The following is a 16,535-nucleotide window of genomic DNA, read 5'->3' as shown; positions in this document are numbered from 1 at the left end:
AAATCTTGGGAAGCCCGTTTTTTAATGGTTAGAAGTTAGTTTTGCTTGAATAGCGCGGTTAAATATTCCATGAAAGTCTTCAGGTAACGCGCCGTGTCGACTTGAACGGCGACTTTGACGTTAGTCGGTTCGTTCAAGCGGTTTTCATCACCGATGGTCCGGCCGTAGTCTTCCTTGCCGTACTTGACCAGCATGTTGAGGTCGAGCGTTTGCACGAAGGATGGGTCAAGCGATACCCCAACGGCTAATGGATCATGGAGGGCACAGCCACCTAAGTTATTGTTGAACTGGCGGTAAGCGTCGATGTAGTAGTCCACGATGTCAGCGAACTTTTCACCGGCCGTGGTGCCTAAATCGCGCCATTGTTGAGTTTCCTTGCGGGTCAACAGTGTCCGCAAAGTGACATCTAAGCCCACCATGGTCGAGTGTAATGGGCTGGTCAAGACGGCGTTCGCGGCTTCGGCATCCTGGTTGATGTTCGCTTCGGCGACGAAGGTCACGTTACCGGGGACGGTCAGTGCCCCACCCATGAAAGTGACGTTACCGATTTCCGTGGCGATTTCTGGGGCTTTTTTCAAGGCAGCCGCCAGGTTAGTCATCGGGCCGGTCGGGACTAAGGTCAAGTCCTTACCATATTGGTGAACGGCGTCGATCAAGAAGTCGACGGCCGATTCTTTTTCGATGGCCCGCTTAGGTTCAGGGAGGTCGACTTGACCAATCCCATTTTCGCCGTGGATGTTGGCGCTGACCTGCATCCGGTCGAAGTGGTCACTAGTTGAGGAATGACTTTCGCCAACGTAGACTGGAATATCAGTGTGACCTAAAAGTTCCAGAATTTTCAGGGAGTTTTTCGCCCCGTCTTCCACGTAGACGTTACCGTAGGAACCCATAATCCCGATTAAATCAACATCGGGTGCCCCTAGCGCATAAGCGATGGCCAGGGAGTCATCGATCCCCGTGTCCAAGTCCAAAATCATTTTCCGTTGTGCCATAATAATTTATCCCCCTCTTGAAATCTATGGTGAGCTATAAGTACTAGTTTAACTATAATGTAATGGGTTACATTGCGCAACCCTTCACGGCGGGAGTTGAAGCTCACTGTACTTCACGGTAAGATAAGAACCGTGATCACCCGTCAGTTGGATAGCGGGGGAGAAGCCGGAGAGGAGGGCCAATCATGGCCAATAAAGAAGAAACGGTGAAGCCTTTGAAGCAACATTTTCATTATGGGCATCATCTGCTCGACGATGCGACTAAGGAGATCAACGAGTGGACCGGCGAAAACAAGGTGGTTGAAATTCACCTATTTTCGATGTTTTCAGAGGTTTTTAAGGCGCACAACCATGATGATGCCGAGGCCCTCTTTATTGTGGGGACCCGCCATACCACGCCGTCGCTCGAAGCGGTCTCCGTGGCCCCGGTCAAGCCCTGGCTCTTCTCGCGGATCTTTGCGTTACTGGCCGGAAGTTTTGTGTTGTTAGCGCTATTGTTTCTGGGCTTTCGGAGTAACAACGCGGTACCCGGCATGATTTTTATCGGCTCGTTGACCGTCCCGTTTTCGCTCCTGATTTTATTTTTTGAGATCAACGTCTTTCGTAACCTTTCCGTCTACCAGCTTCTGACGGTCTTTTTAGTCGGGGGCATTCTCTCGTTGATTGCGACCATGATTCTGTATTCGCTGATTCCGTCGGGCAACGGGACCTCGTTAGGCTCGGCGGTGATTGTGGGGTTTATCGAAGAGACCGCTAAGATGCTGGTGATGACCTACTTTATCAACCAGTTCCATTTAAATTACATCTTTAATGGGTTATTAGTGGGCGCGGCTATTGGGGCGGGGTTCGCAGTGTTCGAGACCGCGGGCTACACGGGCCAATACGGGCTGGTCACGTTACTGATGCGTAGCTGGCAAGCCATCGGGACCCATACCATCTGGTCCGCCATCATGGGGGCGGCCATCATCCTGGCCAAGGACCGCCACCAACCCGTCACCGGGAGCAACATGGTGGCCCCTAAATTTTTACGCTTCTACTTACTTGCGATTGGGTTACACGCCGCCTGGGATTGGAACGCGCCGTTTGCCTTTCTAGACATCCTGTATCTCCAACAGTGGGTCTTGATTGCGCTGGGGTGGCTGGCCATCTTCGTGTTAATCAACGCCGGATTACGCGAGGCGCGCACCTTACAGGGGCAACGGATCCTTAGGACCACTCAACTCGGCGGGTAAAGAAAGGTGGCGATGGCCTGGTCGACGGCGCCGCTTTCGTGTAAAAGCGAGTGCTCACTTTGCCAGATGGCCCCATGGATTTGGGTGAACCGGTAACTGTGGACCCGACCACGGACCAGGCTTGCCAATTGCTGGGCGTCCTTTAATGGGACCTCACCGTCGTTTGTGACCGCACCAATCTGTCCAGCAATATTTAGAACCCGCAGGTGGGGGTACCGATGAGTCAGTGGGGACATGTGCGGAAAATCGGCACCGATGCAAACCAAGTGACGTACCTGGATCGCATTTGTCGGGGTATCATGCAAGTAATCTAATGCGATGGTCCCCCCGGACGAGTGGCCGACCAGGTTGACCCGCGTGATATGGTAGCGCTGTCGTAACTGGGTCAAAACGGTTCCTAACTGTTTAGATTCCCGTTGGGGATGAGTGTTATCCGCAAATAACACGGGAATCACCGGGTTGTTTGCTTTAACGGGGTGCAATTGAGTCCAGTGGACTTGGCCAGCGGTGGTGACGTGGGCGGTCAGACTGTGAGTGGCGACGTGGGGCTGGTCGAACGTTAAGGTCATACTGCGAAGCGACAACCAATTACCACCGTCACCCGGCAACAATAATGTCGCCGTGCGGGTCTGGGGCAGATGCAAGTTCCGTAACGCCTGATGGTGATGGGCCCACGCCCCAGTGATACCAGCGATGAGCAGTAAACTAACGGTTAGACTGAGCCAAAGACGTGCGTGACGCATATGCTCGGACTTCCTTTCAAACAAAAAACAATGGAGTGATGAAGATGACAGAAACTTACGATATCACCATTATCGGTGGGGGTCCCGCGGGGATGTTCGCCGCCTTCTACGCGGGGATGCGTAACGCTAAGACCCAGTTACTGGAGAGCTTAGCCGACCTGGGAGGCCAGGTCAACGCGTTGTACCCGGAGAAGACGATTTTAGACGTCGCGGGTTTCCCGGGCGTAAAGGGTCGGGACTTGATTACCGCCCAACGCCAGCAACTGGCGCAATTTCCGTTGACCATCAAACCTGGCCAGCCGGTGACCAACTTACAAGCAGCCGCCGATGGGGACGGCTTTGACGTGACCACGGCACAGGGCGTGACGCACAGCAAGACGGTGATTGTCGCGGTGGGCAACGGGGCGTTTACTCCGCGGCCGCTAACCGTGGCTAACGCCGATCAGTTTACGGATAAGGGCCAGTTGGTCTACAGTGTGCCCGACTTAGCCGCGTTCAAGGATCAACGGGTGCTGGTCGCCGGGGGTGGTGATTCAGCTATCGACCAAGCCCTGATGTTAGAACCCGTGGCCCAATCAGTGACGCTGTTGCACCGCCGCAACCAGTTCCGGGGACTAGAGAACATGGTCGACCGGCTCCGCCAGTCAACGGTGACGGTTAAAACGCCGTATCTGATTCGCCAGCTTGCTTCGACGCCTAGTGGGGCTATCGACGTGACCTTAAAGACCGTCGGGGCCCCCACCGAAGAGCACTTGGTAGTCGACAAGCTTTTGGTCAGTTACGGCTTTACGTCGGACTACCACGTTATCGAGGGTTGGGATGTGACCTTTGAGCGTAGTCAACGGTTGATTGCCGTCGATTCGACCATGGCCACCAGTGTGCCAGGTATCTATGCGATTGGCGATGGGGTGACCTATGCCGGCAAGCAACCCCTGATTGCCACCGCTTACGGTGAGGCCCCCACGGCCGTGCACCAATTGATGGCCACTTACTTCCCAGATAAACGGGGACCAGTCCACAGTACCTCGCTAGCTCATTAAATCGATTATAGACCGAAAAAACCCAGCCGCAATCCGAAAAGCTCGTTCGGATTGCGGCTGGGTTTTTATAACTTACTTGCCACTGGTATCGTCTTGGTTGGTAATCTTGATGCGGTTAGAATTTGTTTCCTTGTGGTTCAACTCTGGCGCATCGGTGTGGTACCACTTCTGGGTAGACTTATCATCGTTGCGGGAGAAGATGCTGGTAGACTTCAGTCCCAGCTTCTTTTCTAGCTTTTTCTCTTTTTGGAGACCATCAGAATAGTTGTAGTCGTTTGGATCAACGGCCTTGAAGCCCTTCGGATGGTAGAAGCGTAAGAGGTTCTTTTGGTTCAAAGAATCTGAGTAGTGCAAGGCTTCATTGACGTGCTTTTGCATCTTATCGATGGCCTTTTGTTGCTTGGCATTCGGGTGTAGTTCTTGGCCGGTCCGGTTACTGTAGATGGTTCCGTCTACAGACGTGTATTCAGGGTTCTCCCAATCATGGTTCCGGAAGGCGACGACCTGGTTATGTTCCTTGGAGAACAAATCGGTCCCGAACTGCAGGTACTTCTTCGAACTAATGCCCATCAAGTGGAGCAGGGTCGGTAAGACGTCAATTTCACCACCGTATTGATGTTCGACTTTCCCGTGCTTGTAGCCGGGCATGTTGAACATCAACGGGACCCGTTGAAGCTGGGCGTTGTCGTAATCGTTCCAGTCGTCAGGGTTGACGCCTAAGACCTTAGCGAGGGCCTTGTTCGAGGAATTAGAGATTCCATAGTGGTCGCCATAGATCATGATGATCGAGTTCTTAGCCAGCCCGGACTTCTTCAAGTAGTGGTAGAACTCCTTGACGGACTGGTCGAGGTAGTGGGCAGTCTTGAAGTAGTTGTCGACCGTTTTGTCCCCAGTGTTGGGTGTCTTGAAGTTGGAATCTTCACTGTCTAGTGAGAACGGGAAGTGGTTCGAGACAGTCAGATACTTGACGTAGAACGGTTGTTGCAGATGTTGTAAGTATTTGATGGAATCGTTGAAGAGCAACTTATCCTTTAAGCCATAGCCCAATGACTTATCCCCCGACGTGTCGTAGTAGCTGGCATCGAAGAAGTATTGGTAGCCTAGGTTCTTATACGTGTTGTTCCGGTTCCAGAAGCTGGCCACGTTCCCGTGGAAGACAGCCGTGGAGTAACCTTCCTGATCGAAGATGGCGGGTGCTGCCTGGAAGGTGTTGTCGTTTCCTAATTGGGTAAATAACGAGCCTTGAGATAAGCCGAAGGTCCCGGTTTCCAACATCGTTTCGGCGTCAGAAGTTTTCCCTTGACCAACTTCGTGGAAGAAGTTGTCGAAGCTGTAGGTCGACTTACTCTTGTAGAGCTTGTTGAGGAACGGCGTGACTTCTTGACCGTTGACTTTACGATTCAAGAGGAACTGTTGGAAACTCTCCAGGTGCAAGACGATGACGTTTTTCCCCTTGGCGACCCCGTAGAGCTTCTTGTTCGGCTTAGCGTAGTTTTTATGAACGAACTTGAGGATTCCTTTGAGTTCGGACTTCTTGGCGTGGGACCGCACTTCACTGGTGTGGGTGGTCTTGATGCCGTCGTAAACGGTGAAGGCATCGAGACCTAAGTATTTGACCACGTAGGTCCGGTCGAAGGTCCGGGTCAACAGTTGGGGCCGGTCCATTTCCCCTAAGGTTAAGTTACCGGCGAAGAGCAAACAAGACAGCGACGTAATGGCCAGAGCCACGCGCTTGTTGACCGGTCGCGGATCGATGTAGATGCGCCGGGTCGCTAGCAGCCCAAGGACTAGAATTAAATCCAGCCAGTAGAGCACATCGTGGGGTGAGGTCAATGCAAGCGAACTACCAGAGAGGCCTTGGTCGACCTTGGAATACCCCAACATGGTGTTGACCGTCATAAAGTCGGTAAACTCCCGGAAATAAATCACGTTGATGTAGAGGAGTAACGAATTTAAGATGTCGATTAAAAATATGAACGGGTAAAAAAAGCGTGCGCGTTTGAAGTACAGCGCGAGCCCGAAGAGTAGGAGCGTCGTCGCCAACGGGTTGAGTAAGAGGATGATAAACTGAAAGGGATCGCTGAGGTTCAGGTTAAAATCCACAAAGTAGGCGATGAGGGTCTTTAGCCAAAACAGGATGACCAGAAGGGCGACGAAGCCCATGCGGGTCCCGGTTCGGGCCCAAATCTTTTTGAAACGTTCCACGATAATTGCTCCTTCGTATCAGGATAATGGTCCAGCGAAAGTCAACTCACGAAAAAAGTTCCCAGCCCGTCGAGCGGGTCGCTAAGGGGAACCAGTGTGGGGTGTTTGACCCCGACGATGATAATGTCGGGGCTGACTGACTGAATCTAAAGTAGCCTCATTTTACCATAATTTACCCTGCAAACTAGTAAATTACGGAAGACATTTCTCTTATCCTAGCAGAGCTACCCAAGAGTGGCAAGTTTTCCGGGCAAGTTTAGGAAAACTTTAAGCCAGTGGCGCCAAAATGTAATCGTTTTGCCGGTGGAATTTGGTACACTAGAGATAGTTTAGACGAAAGGTGTGAAGACGTTATGGATCAAGGAATCACGCTGTACGTGGTGCGCCACGGTCAGACTTACTTCAATATTTATAATAAACTGCAGGGATGGAGCAATTCACCATTGACTGAAGCCGGCATTGCGGATGCTAAGCAAGCGGGGCAAACACTTCGAGATGTTCCGTTTGCGGCAGCTTACTGTAGTGACACGACTCGGGCGGAACAGACTGCTCAGACCATCATTGCGGCCAATCAATCGACGCCCAAATTAACCACGACGCCGTTCTTTCGAGAAGAATTCTACGGGTATTATGAAGGTAATGATATGGCACAAGCCTGGTACGTGGCCGGGGCTCCCCATGGGGTACCGACGTTTAAGGCGATTGAGGCGAAGTATTCCATTGGGAAGGCCAAGGACTTCCTAAAAGCAGCCGATCCCTTCTACCAAGCCGAAAATAACGACGAGTATTGGCAACGGGTCGATCAGGGCTTTGACTTGATTCGTCAGAACCCGGACCTGCACGCTGGCGATAACGTTTTATTGATTAGTCACGGGAATACATTATTAAGCCTGATGGAACGTTATGGTCAAGGTAAGTATGATTTGAGCGTTCGGCCGGCTAACGGGAGCTTGACGAAGTTGCGGTTGACGGCAGATGACATCACAGTATTAAGTTATAATCAAAAAGATGAAAAGTGAGGCTGACAGGATGGAATGTCGGATGGCGTGGGGGAAGCAGAATCCCTGTTACCAAGATGCAATTGCAATTCGGCGCGCGGTCTTTATCGATGAGCAGGGAATTGCCCCCGAAGAGGAACTTGATGGGACCGATGAAGACAAAATGCACTACGTGGGCTACGTCGATGACCAACCGGTGACGACCGCCCGCATTGATATGCTGGCTGGCAACCGGGTCAAGATTCAGCGGGTCGCCACGGTGGCGACGGCCCGGCACCAGGGCTACGCTGGCGAGTTGATCAAGCAGATTATCGCTGACGCCCAAAAATCAGATATTGCGCGGATCTCACTGGATGCACAGGTGACTGCGATGGCTTTCTATCGGGAATTGGGCTTCACGCCCGTGGGGGAGACCTTTAAAGAAGCGGGCATCGACCACCGGACCATGCAGTACCGAGCAAAAGAAAACTAAACGCAAAGTACCGGTCAATCCAAGAAGTTGGCCGGTACTTTTTGACTCAAAAAGACGTCACCCAGACAATAGCCGGTGTGACGTCTAAGTTTTAATATCAATGGTGGTGTAAAATTAATCGAGAGTCGTCGTGACCCGGGCATACCCAACCGCATGCTACCAAGGGGCGTGAACGGCTTCCTTGACCACCCCACGGTTCTGGGCATCAATCATCTGGCCCTTGCCGACGTATAATCCCACGTGGGAGATGGCCCATTTGCTGGTCCCAAAGAAGACCCAATCACCCTTCTTGATGTGTGCATATGTAACGTGCTTGTTGGCGTTGTACTGGGCCTGAGCGGTCCGGGGTAGCGTGAAATCAGCGCCATGATTATAAACGTAACTGGTAAACCCGGAGCAATCAAAAGCGGATGGCCCGGTGGCCCCGTAGACGTAACGAGCGCCTAAGTGAGCCTTAGCAATCTTGTAAACGGCTTTATAGGTCGTTTTGTTAATCACTGCAGTGGCCTTAGCCGTTGATTTAGTTGAAGTGGTACTCTTAGCGGAAGCAGTGGTCGTGGCGAAAGTCACAAGTCCCAGTAAAGCAACCGTTGTCGTGATGAGACGTTTAACAAATTTATTCATCCTACGCCCAACTCCTCATTGTGATTATGCTTTCAAGATTAGCAGTGTAATATGACAATGATGTAACAAAAAAGTTTCAAGGGGGTTAAATATTTCGAACAAATCGTAACTTGCGGATTTTCCTTGCCAGTCAGGCGGTAAACTTGCTAAACTATTAAAGTGTTTAGCAGAGGGAGGGACTCGTGTGGCACAGTTTTCAGATGAAATGCGGCATGTCTTTGATGTGCACCGGCTGGTATTTCGCATTGGTGAGTTGGCCAGTATGACCCAAGTCTCACCGCGACAGTTGCGGTACTGGGAAAAAAAGCAACTGATCAAGTCGCGAGAACGGGAGGGTGAACAGGCCCGCGTGTACACGTTTGGGACTTTTGTTCAGGTATCCATGATCAAATATTACCTGGATAATGGGTATACATTGACCGCCGCCGCGGCTAAGGCGCAAGAACGTGATTCGCGCGCTAAGTTACTCCGCCGGTTCATCTTTAAAGGCTTACGGGGGTTCGCCGAGATGGACGGCCAGGTCGCCATTAACATGGGGGCGTTTGACGACCAACAGACCCTAATGGCATTAGTGCCAGAAGAGGGCACCGTCACCTACCGGCTGGTTCCGAACGCCGAAGCTCGGCGTTTGACGCAAGACCTGCCTGACTAGGTATCGATTGAAACGGTTTGGCACACCTAAAAGGGGACCTGAGAATTTTTCTCAGGTCCCCTTTTAAATGCAATTTTTGATTAGACTTGTGAGTCGTCCTGCTTATTATCATCGGTGGTATCCGTAGCTGCCGTATCCGTCTGGGACCGCCGAGAACGCCGGTTAGATGGCCAGTGGAAATGGTACGGCTTCTGGGCCGGAATGATGACCGATAGTTTCCCGAACGAGGAAGCCATCAGTGGCAACATGATGTTGAAGATGATGGCCGTCAAGATGGTGATCAATGCGACCGCCGTTAAGACTTGTGATTCAGCGGCTAAGAGCCCCAATATCCCGGCAATGACGATGAACAGGGAGTGACGCATCGTCTGACCAACAGCGTGTAAGCCCGGTAAGAGCCACTCGGTGAGTGCTGCGTCGGTTGAGCGGTAGCTTAAGGCTAACTGAGTCAGTTCGACAACGGCCAGGACCGTCAACGGCACGATGGCCAATAGTGGAACCTGCCAGTTGAACTGGGTGTTACCGGTCAACCACTGCATGAGGACACGGGTCAGTTGGTAACTGGCCCCCGCGGAAGCCAGGAAGGTTAAGAACCAGTAGCTGGTCTGGAGCAGGGAACGACTGAATAAGACGAGTAACAATAAGACGATGCCAAAGACCGTGGCAATGACCCGCGGTAAGTCTTGTTGCAATTGCGTTTGCAAGGTCGACGTGACTACGGGTTGGCCGGAGAAGGTCAAGGTGGCGTGCTTTAGAATCGTTCCCCGAAGCTGACTATCGGCCACCTGTTGCAGGTTGGCTAAAGTCTTGGTCGTGGACTGTGCGTTCGGCGCCTGTTTCAAAGTAATCGTCAGTGCGGTCGTCTTGACCTTAGCGTCGGTGAAGTTGACCAGGGATTGTTGGAACTCACCGCTGGCAATTTGGTTCGGCGTCAGGTACAAGTTTTTCGCTGCTTCGGAAGTTTGTAAACCATTCAGGTAAGTGTAGATCTGGTTGAGGGACTTGTTTAGCTTCTTGACCTGCTTACGCGTTTGTTTCAAGTTGGCGTTAACGGACTTGATGGCATCGGCGTAGGTGCTCAACCCAGAATGAGCGGTCGTGACGGTCGTGTCGGCCGTGGAAGCCGCGTCGCTCAGGTTCGTGAGCGTGGAAGCCGCGTCAGTCAATTCTTGGTCGACTTGGTTCAACTGCCGCACGTAACGGCGAGCGGCTTTGGAAGAGCTACCGTTGCTAGTGGTTGCATTACTACGAGCCGAAGAGATGGCGGATTCGAGGTCACCACTTTGGCTGACCAGTTTGCTGGTCTGGTTAGATAACTTGTTCAGGCGTTTGACTTCGGCCTTCAAAGTCTTTTGTTTCAGACCATTTTGGTCGCCCTTGATGGCGTTTTGCACGGATTGTAATTGGCCCATGGCCCCCGACAAACTGGTGGTGATGCCGGCTAACTGGGTCGTGGCGTAGTATTGCGTCACGGGTTGGCCACCGGGTTGGGTGACAGAGGTCACGGACGCGACTCCCGGTTGGGCCTGCAGCTTACGGGTCAGGTTATCTAACTGGTAAAGCTGGTTTTGGTTGTCTAACCGTTTGGATGTTTGCAGGTACAGGGTGACCGGCGTGGCCTTACCCTGGCCAAAGTGGGCACTGAGGACCCGGGCGCCCTGTACGGCCTGGTTATTCGGGATATCTTGAGCGTTGGTGTAACTCAAATGGGCGTTGTTGCCGCCAAAGAAGCCGACCCCTGCAAAGTAGAGCAACACGATAACGGCAATCCAAGGTTGCCATAACCCGAAGCGAGCCAATTGGTGCCAAACTTTGTGGTCTGCCAATTGGGGCCGGGTCTTCTTCGGCCAGAAGAGACTGTTACCCAGTAGGCCGGCGAAGACGGGAATCAAGGTGACACTGGCAATCCCAGTAATGGCAAAGCCGATGCCCAGGACGCCCAGCGCTCTGATACTCGAGAAGTCGAACAGCGTCAGACTGCAGAAGGCTAGCGTCAAGGCTAAAGTGCTGGTTAAGATCCGGTACCCTAGGTCATGAATAACTTGGGTCGTGGCTGCTTGACTATCGGTGCCCTCGTCAACCAAGTCACGTAAGCGCCGGAAGAACCAGAAGCTGGTCAGTAACGTAAACAGACTGATACCCAGTAGCAGGAAGATTGGCGTGTATTCCGAATACGCGAAGTTCCAGTGATAGGCTAAGTTAGTCGCGAGACTTAACGTGGAGATGTAACTAATCAGAATCGCCAAGAAGGTAATGATCGGGGCGATAATGGAAGCAAACAAAATCCCCATGGCGACCAACGCGACCAATAACGTCATTAAAATCACGATTAAAGTGAATGACGAAATATGGGCGTTAGCCGCATCGCTCACGATTTCGGGACTGGTGACGTAGGTCTCCAACCCGACCGTGGCGATTTGGTTCTTCAACTGATTGGCCACGTCGCGAACCGGTCCTTGATTATGACTAATCGATAATTGCACAATTTCCGTGGACTGGTCCTTGGACAAGAGTTGCGGTCGACTCGTCGGGGTATTGGTCATGGTCGTGATCTTTTGAATCCCGTAGTTGCTGGCCTTCTTCTGCAACGTCGCCGTGGTCTTATTGATCGCGAGGAGTTGCTTGTTGGTTAACTTTCCCGCGGGGTTGTTAAACACCGCGTTGACCGTGTAGGTCCCGTCAAGGTTACGGCCCCAATGGTTCCGTACCTGGGAGGCCTTCACGGGTTGACTCGTATTTGCCAATTGTGGTTGACCATCATATTGAATGATCGTGTTAACATTTGGCAGGGTTACGATGGCCGCAAAGACCACCACTAACCAGAATACGAGTGCAAAAATTCGGTTGTGGTGAAGTTTTCTGATCCGTTCTTGCATATGTAATCTGAGTCCTCTCTAACCTAAGTTATTAATTGCACCGTGCGAGCAGGGTATAATTAATGCTTAATTTTACCATATTAAGCACTTCACGGAAGAGGTTAAGGTGGATTTAAGGAAAGTTAAGGAAGTCTTTTGGTTGACTTCGCGCTAAAAGTCGGTAAGGTAAGGGTACTTACGTACTAAAAGGAAGTGACTAACCGATGACCAAACGCCACCGGACTTATGAAAGTCCCTTTGCTCCTATGATGGGACCGGACCGGTTTCAGTATGCCAGTCAATTAGCGACTAAGGTGGGCTTAGATCCTAGCCAGATTTTATTTGCCTACCTGCAGATTACGGCGAGTGTGGCCGCACTGGAGCTTTCGGGCGAGACTGCCCGGCAACGCAAAATTGACCAGCAATTTCAGCAGTTTCTGATTGACGCGCAAGCTGCGGACTAACCGTGAAGGGGGACTTTAAGGATGTGTACCAGTATTTTACAAATCGCTAAGGATGGCAGTCACATCCTGGCTCGGACCATGGATTGGCACGTGATGAAGAGCATGCCCCTCTTCGTGCCGCGGGGGTACCGTTGGTTAAGTCTATTTGATAACCAACCCCATGTGGGCCGCTACGCGTTAATCGGTGGTGGTGGACCACACGACCACGAAATCGATGTGTCTGACGGGGTCAACGAAAAGGGGCTTAGTGTTCAGAAGCTGACCTTCGCCAATGGCTCGCAACTGGTGGATACGCCCACAGCGGGACACGTCCATTTGGCACCGTTCGAATTTTCTTTCTACTTGTTAAGCAACTTCGCATCGGTCGCCGAGATTGAAGCGCATCTGGAGGAAATCCAACTGATGAGTGGGCGACTCGCGGCCAACCCTATCGGGGACAGCGAGTTACACTTTGCCGTGGTCGACCGAACTGGTCGCACGGTCGTCATCGAACCGACCCACTTTCCCATGCGGGTTCGTGAAAATCCGTTAGGTGTGGTCACCAACAGCAAGGATTTTACGCAACAGTTACAGCGGTTGGGGCAGTACGTGACGTATACCGATGATTTCGTGGCGGGGACCGTGCCGTTGAACACGCCGCGAGTCACGACCGGACGTTTTTCGGGGAAACCCGTTCCTAGCGGGTCGTTCACACCGGGCGGCCGGTTCGTGCGGGCCGCGTATTATAAAGAACGCGCCGATTTGCCGGCCAACGAAAACGAGGGCATCATCAGTGCCTGGCACCTCTTGAACAGTGTGACGGTTCCCAAGAGTCACCACTACCGCCCCACCTATTCGGTTTACCGGGCGGCGACTTGTAGCGAATCGTTGACCTACTACTTCCAGCCGTACAACCGGTTGGATCTGGTTCGATTACACTTAACGTCGGAGATGCTAACGTGGTCGCAACCGAAATTTTACCCGATTAGAAATGCGTTGCACGTGACGGCGTTGAATTAAAAACTAACTTTTGGCGCACGCTTCGGCACCACTATGGGCACTGAGTAACTTAAAGGGCACCGCTTTTAAATGAAAATTCATTTAAAAGCGGTGCCCTTTAATGTTTTGTCCTAGATACTTTTGTTCGGGTCAAAAGATAAGGACACCGAGGATGTTTAATCCCAATAACGCTAGCAGAACGCTGCGGTGCAAACGTGGATGTAAGATAACGATGGCTAAAAATTCGCGCGCCCAGGCGAGGGGCAAGGTACCCCAACGAGTTGGGGCTGCGGCACCACCCAAATGTAAGCCCAATTGGTGGGCCAAAATTTGGGTGCGAAAGAGGTGGTAGTTACTGGTGACTACCACGACGCGACCGCCCTGCTGGGGCAGTTGGGCCCAGAGAGGTTGACTGTTCAGTAAGTTACTGAACGTATTGGTTGCGACGGGTTCCTCGATGAGGTTAGCGGCGGGGAAGTGATGCTGCTTAAGGTAGGCCGCCATAGCGCTAGCTTCAGGGAGGTCTTCGTCTGCTCCCTGGCCCCCGGTCACGATGATGGTCACCGGGTGATCCTGTTGGGTCGCTAAGGCCAAGGCGGTGTCCAGCCGGGACTGTAAGGTTCGGCCGATAATGTGGCCGCGGTGCAGTCCAGCCCCTAAAACGACTAAGGTATCGGCGTGGTGGGCACTGACGAGACTGACCCGCCAAAAGCCTATCAAACTGGCCGCATACAGTAAGCCTAAATATAAGCTGTAAACAGGGATGAAGGTGAGCCAGGGCCACAGAGTGTCGGTAAAGTGACCGGAGAGTGCGGCCCACGACCAGCCGGCACTCAGTAAGAGCCACCCGGCAATTGCCAATCGGAGCCACCCGGTTAATCGTTCGCGTTTTTTGAGGACGGCGTGGGGCCACCCCATGATGAGAATCAGGGTCACCAGTCCGCTGAAAGCGATGAGGGCAACCACTAGCCAGCCAATCACGGCGAGACCATGGGCCCACTGGTGGGGCGAAAAGCTAGTGATTAAGATAATTAAGCCGCCGCAAAAACTGGTCGTGACGGCGCTGAATAAACCGTGGGGTTCCCAGAACGTGATCAGTGCGGTTAAACAGAGTAAAAAGACGATTGCGCTGAGAAGCACGAGAAACACCTCCCTTCGAGAAAAGATTAAGTTTTATTGTGACTACGTGGCGTAAACGTGACTTTTACGAGGCAACTATGGTTATAATAGACCTAATTATAACCGAAATTGGGGGGACACGGGTGCCAAAACGACGTCGAAAAAATCGCCAACGGAATAGTCATCCGGCCTTTGCGACCTGGCTCTTTGTGCTAGTTCTGATTGTCGTGGGGGGCGGAATGCTGGTTCGGGGTCACATAAAAACTGAGATTCAAAACGGGGTGGTCACCGCCACTAGCACGAGTTCTTCGTCCGGGGAAACGGCTGCGCAGAAAAAGTTTATCAAAAAAATGGCGGCACCCGCGGTTCGAGTGTACCATCAAAACGGCCAAGTCTTGCCTAGTATCGTGATTGCTCAAGCCATTTTGGAATCGAGTTGGGGCACATCGCAACTTTTCTTGCAGGCGAATAATCCGTTTGGGGTGAAGGGGAGTTACCAAGGTAGCAGTAAAAGCTTCATGACCACGGAGTACGTCAATAACAAGACGGTCAAGGTCCGGGCAAATTTCCGGAATTATCCGAATCTAACGGATGCTATTTTGGATCACGATGCGTTGCTTAAACAGAACTATTTTAAAGGAACCGTGACGGATTATCAGACGGCGGCCAAGTTGTTACAGACCAACGGCTATGCCACGGATCCGCACTATGCGCGCAAATTAACCAACGTGATTGCCACGTATAATCTTAACCAGTATGACACGTAATCATGAAAAGACAACCAGGGGGTTCGGACCAGCGTCCGAACCCCCTTTAATTGTTGCTGTTTAATTTTCGTTGTAGTAGTAAGCTAAATCGTACAAGGTCCTGGCTAGTGTGTTGATGGAATGCTGCGGCGACTGGTTGGCAAAGAGGATTGCACCGTATTTGTTGCCTTCCGTACCGTAATACACGGTATCGTATCCCGAGGTTCCCAACGTCCCGTGGACCCGTTTGATGCCGTTGCTGTAGTGATATAAACCACCATCATAATCATGCTGGTAGTGGTTAGCGAGGTCGAGGTATTGGTCACGGGTCAGAATCTTGCCATTCCGGAGCCCCTTTTGGATGGCGTAGTAGTCTTCAGGGGTCGAGTAATAGTTACCAGCTCCCAGTAACGAGGACACTAACTCACGAGAAACGCCGTTGGATCGGTAATCTTGACCGTTAGCGTAGCTGTAGCCACTGGCCGTCAACTGTGATGTCGGCAACTGGTCCCACGCGTGGGTATCGGTCAGGTTTAGCGGACGAATGATTCGTTTTTGGATTAACGTGTTGTAGGATTCGCCGGTGACCTTGCTGGCGATAGCGGCGAGCAGGGTGTAGTTGGCGTTGGTGTAGTTGTAGCGGCCCGCTCCGGTCGAAGTTAATTGTGTGAGGGTGTAGTTCAACTGAGCGTCCTGAGTGGTCAAGACCGTGTTAGGCGTGGTCTCATCCATTTTGATGCCGGAGCGTTGGTCGAGTAGTTGACGAATCGTGATATTTTCACTGTCTTTGATGGTCGGGAAGAAGCGGCTGAGTTTTTCCGTCATGGCTAACCGGTGCTCACTGGTCAGCTGTTCGATGATGGCGCCAGTAATCACCTTTTGCAGGGAAGCCAACGGGTAGAGCGTGGCTGCCGAATTGGCCGACTTGCTGGGTTGATCCGCGTACCCTACGCTGATTAGGCTGGCCCCAGTCGCATAGTGGTTGAAAATCATGGCCCGGCCTTCGAAATGGGCGTTTTCTAAGAGCACCCGGGCATTATCAGTCCGGCTGAACTTCTGCAGGGCGGCTTGATCCACCCAGCCGATGGTCTTGCCGTACCAGGAAAATTTCACGAACTTGACCCCGTTAGATAACGTGGCGATTTGACTGACGCGCACAAAACGATGTTGCCAGTTCTTACCACTGGCATCGCGGGTCGTGGCCGAGCGCCGGGTATTGTACGGCCCATAATAGTAAATACCGTCGTTGCGGCGTGGCTGACTGACGAAGCGAGCGTTATAATCCGTTTTTTCAGTCCGGACGATTCTAAAATAACTGCTGGCGTGACTTTCCCCGATTGGTAATAGGCCCCAGGTCACTAACGCGGCTGCGGCGATTAACATAACTTTTTTCACAATAACCATCCATTCCCCTT

Annotated in this window: 15 protein-coding genes; 8 read left to right on the top strand and 7 right to left on the bottom strand. The window is 52.1% G+C overall.

Annotated features, from left to right (window positions below; genetic code table 11):
• Positions 1-35: 35 nt before the first annotated feature.
• Positions 36-992, bottom strand: a complete 957-nt coding sequence (locus H3M12_RS00175) for a nucleoside hydrolase (protein ID WP_129031984.1) — start codon at positions 990-992, stop codon at positions 36-38.
• Positions 993-1,177: 185 nt separating this feature from the next.
• Between H3M12_RS00175 and H3M12_RS00170 the strand changes: the two genes are divergently transcribed.
• On the top strand, positions 1,178-2,224 hold the full coding sequence (locus H3M12_RS00170; protein ID WP_129031983.1) for a PrsW family intramembrane metalloprotease: 1,047 nt from the start codon (positions 1,178-1,180) through the stop codon (positions 2,222-2,224).
• Here the strand turns inward: H3M12_RS00170 and H3M12_RS00165 are convergent.
• Positions 2,209-2,967, bottom strand: coding sequence for an alpha/beta fold hydrolase (locus H3M12_RS00165; protein WP_129031981.1), 759 nt, complete (start codon positions 2,965-2,967; stop codon positions 2,209-2,211). The genes H3M12_RS00170 and H3M12_RS00165 overlap by 16 nt on opposite strands.
• 44 nt (positions 2,968-3,011) lie before the next feature.
• On the opposite strand from H3M12_RS00165, the gene H3M12_RS00160 reads away from it, so the two are divergent.
• Positions 3,012-4,007, top strand: a complete 996-nt coding sequence (locus H3M12_RS00160; protein ID WP_129031979.1) for an NAD(P)/FAD-dependent oxidoreductase — start codon at positions 3,012-3,014, stop codon at positions 4,005-4,007.
• A 72-nt stretch (positions 4,008-4,079) separates the two neighbouring features.
• Here the strand turns inward: H3M12_RS00160 and H3M12_RS00155 are convergent, their stop codons facing one another.
• Positions 4,080-6,170: an LTA synthase family protein gene (locus H3M12_RS00155; RefSeq protein WP_129032168.1), complete on the bottom strand. Its 2,091-nt coding sequence runs from the start codon at positions 6,168-6,170 to the stop codon at positions 4,080-4,082.
• A 395-nt stretch (positions 6,171-6,565) separates the two neighbouring features.
• On the opposite strand from H3M12_RS00155, the gene H3M12_RS00150 reads away from it, so the two are divergent.
• Together H3M12_RS00150 and H3M12_RS00145 are read left to right on the top strand one after the other, a co-directional pair.
• Positions 6,566-7,231, top strand: a complete 666-nt coding sequence (locus H3M12_RS00150; protein ID WP_182150755.1) for a histidine phosphatase family protein — start codon at positions 6,566-6,568, stop codon at positions 7,229-7,231.
• A 22-nt stretch (positions 7,232-7,253) separates the two neighbouring features.
• Complete coding sequence (locus H3M12_RS00145) at positions 7,254-7,682, top strand: GNAT family N-acetyltransferase (protein ID WP_225423495.1); 429 nt, start codon at positions 7,254-7,256, stop codon at positions 7,680-7,682.
• A 156-nt stretch (positions 7,683-7,838) separates the two neighbouring features.
• Here H3M12_RS00145 and H3M12_RS00140 read toward each other — a convergent pair whose 3' ends face one another.
• Positions 7,839-8,306 (bottom strand): C40 family peptidase, encoded by a 468-nt coding sequence (locus tag H3M12_RS00140; RefSeq protein ID WP_182150754.1) that lies wholly within the window; start codon positions 8,304-8,306, stop codon positions 7,839-7,841.
• Positions 8,307-8,490: 184 nt separating this feature from the next.
• Here H3M12_RS00140 and H3M12_RS00135 point away from each other — a divergent pair, with 184 nt between their 5' ends.
• Complete coding sequence (locus H3M12_RS00135) at positions 8,491-8,958, top strand: MerR family transcriptional regulator (RefSeq protein WP_233449189.1); 468 nt, start codon at positions 8,491-8,493, stop codon at positions 8,956-8,958.
• An 80-nt stretch (positions 8,959-9,038) separates the two neighbouring features.
• On the opposite strand, the gene H3M12_RS00130 is transcribed toward H3M12_RS00135, so the two are convergent.
• Positions 9,039-11,834 carry an MMPL family transporter gene (locus H3M12_RS00130; protein ID WP_129031971.1) on the bottom strand — a complete coding sequence of 932 codons (2,796 nt, stop codon included), beginning with the start codon at positions 11,832-11,834 and terminating at the stop codon, positions 9,039-9,041.
• A gap of 203 nt (positions 11,835-12,037) precedes the next feature.
• On the opposite strand from H3M12_RS00130, the gene H3M12_RS00125 reads away from it, so the two are divergent.
• Both H3M12_RS00125 and H3M12_RS00120 read left to right on the top strand, forming a co-directional pair.
• Complete coding sequence (locus H3M12_RS00125; RefSeq protein ID WP_129031969.1) at positions 12,038-12,277, top strand: hypothetical protein; 240 nt, start codon at positions 12,038-12,040, stop codon at positions 12,275-12,277.
• A gap of 21 nt (positions 12,278-12,298) precedes the next feature.
• Entirely contained in the window at positions 12,299-13,276 is a 978-nt protein-coding gene (locus H3M12_RS00120; RefSeq protein WP_182150753.1) for a linear amide C-N hydrolase, read from the top strand.
• Positions 13,277-13,405: 129 nt separating this feature from the next.
• Here H3M12_RS00120 and H3M12_RS00115 read toward each other — a convergent pair whose 3' ends face one another.
• Positions 13,406-14,395 (bottom strand): YdcF family protein, encoded by a 990-nt coding sequence (locus H3M12_RS00115; RefSeq protein ID WP_129031966.1) that lies wholly within the window; start codon positions 14,393-14,395, stop codon positions 13,406-13,408.
• Positions 14,396-14,517: 122 nt separating this feature from the next.
• On the opposite strand from H3M12_RS00115, the gene H3M12_RS00110 reads away from it, so the two are divergent.
• Positions 14,518-15,141: a glycoside hydrolase family 73 protein gene (locus H3M12_RS00110; RefSeq protein WP_129031964.1), complete on the top strand. Its 624-nt coding sequence runs from the start codon at positions 14,518-14,520 to the stop codon at positions 15,139-15,141.
• Positions 15,142-15,201: 60 nt separating this feature from the next.
• Here the strand turns inward: H3M12_RS00110 and H3M12_RS00105 are convergent, their stop codons facing one another.
• Positions 15,202-16,524 carry a serine hydrolase gene (locus H3M12_RS00105; protein WP_407657805.1) on the bottom strand — a complete coding sequence of 441 codons (1,323 nt, stop codon included), beginning with the start codon at positions 16,522-16,524 and terminating at the stop codon, positions 15,202-15,204.
• Positions 16,525-16,535: the final 11 nt, after the last annotated feature.

Source organism: Levilactobacillus suantsaii (genome assembly GCF_014069315.1).
Taxonomy (GTDB): domain Bacteria; phylum Bacillota; class Bacilli; order Lactobacillales; family Lactobacillaceae; genus Levilactobacillus; species Levilactobacillus suantsaii.
This window is presented reverse-complemented; position numbering and strand designations above follow the sequence as displayed.

Coding starts and splice junctions, on each gene's coding strand:
- H3M12_RS00160 (WP_129031979.1), top strand. CDS start 3,012: ATGACAGAAACTTACGATATCACCATTATCGGTGGGGGTCCCGCGGGG.
- H3M12_RS00170 (WP_129031983.1), top strand. CDS start 1,178: ATGGCCAATAAAGAAGAAACGGTGAAGCCTTTGAAGCAACATTTTCAT.
- H3M12_RS00125 (WP_129031969.1), top strand. CDS start 12,038: ATGACCAAACGCCACCGGACTTATGAAAGTCCCTTTGCTCCTATGATG.
- H3M12_RS00120 (WP_182150753.1), top strand. CDS start 12,299: ATGTGTACCAGTATTTTACAAATCGCTAAGGATGGCAGTCACATCCTG.
- H3M12_RS00165 (WP_129031981.1), bottom strand. CDS start 2,967: ATGCGTCACGCACGTCTTTGGCTCAGTCTAACCGTTAGTTTACTGCTC.
- H3M12_RS00140 (WP_182150754.1), bottom strand. CDS start 8,306: ATGAATAAATTTGTTAAACGTCTCATCACGACAACGGTTGCTTTACTG.
- H3M12_RS00150 (WP_182150755.1), top strand. CDS start 6,566: ATGGATCAAGGAATCACGCTGTACGTGGTGCGCCACGGTCAGACTTAC.
- H3M12_RS00155 (WP_129032168.1), bottom strand. CDS start 6,170: ATGGGCTTCGTCGCCCTTCTGGTCATCCTGTTTTGGCTAAAGACCCTC.
- H3M12_RS00145 (WP_225423495.1), top strand. CDS start 7,254: ATGGCGTGGGGGAAGCAGAATCCCTGTTACCAAGATGCAATTGCAATT.
- H3M12_RS00130 (WP_129031971.1), bottom strand. CDS start 11,834: ATGCAAGAACGGATCAGAAAACTTCACCACAACCGAATTTTTGCACTC.
- H3M12_RS00105 (WP_407657805.1), bottom strand. CDS start 16,524: ATGGTTATTGTGAAAAAAGTTATGTTAATCGCCGCAGCCGCGTTAGTG.
- H3M12_RS00175 (WP_129031984.1), bottom strand. CDS start 992: ATGGCACAACGGAAAATGATTTTGGACTTGGACACGGGGATCGATGAC.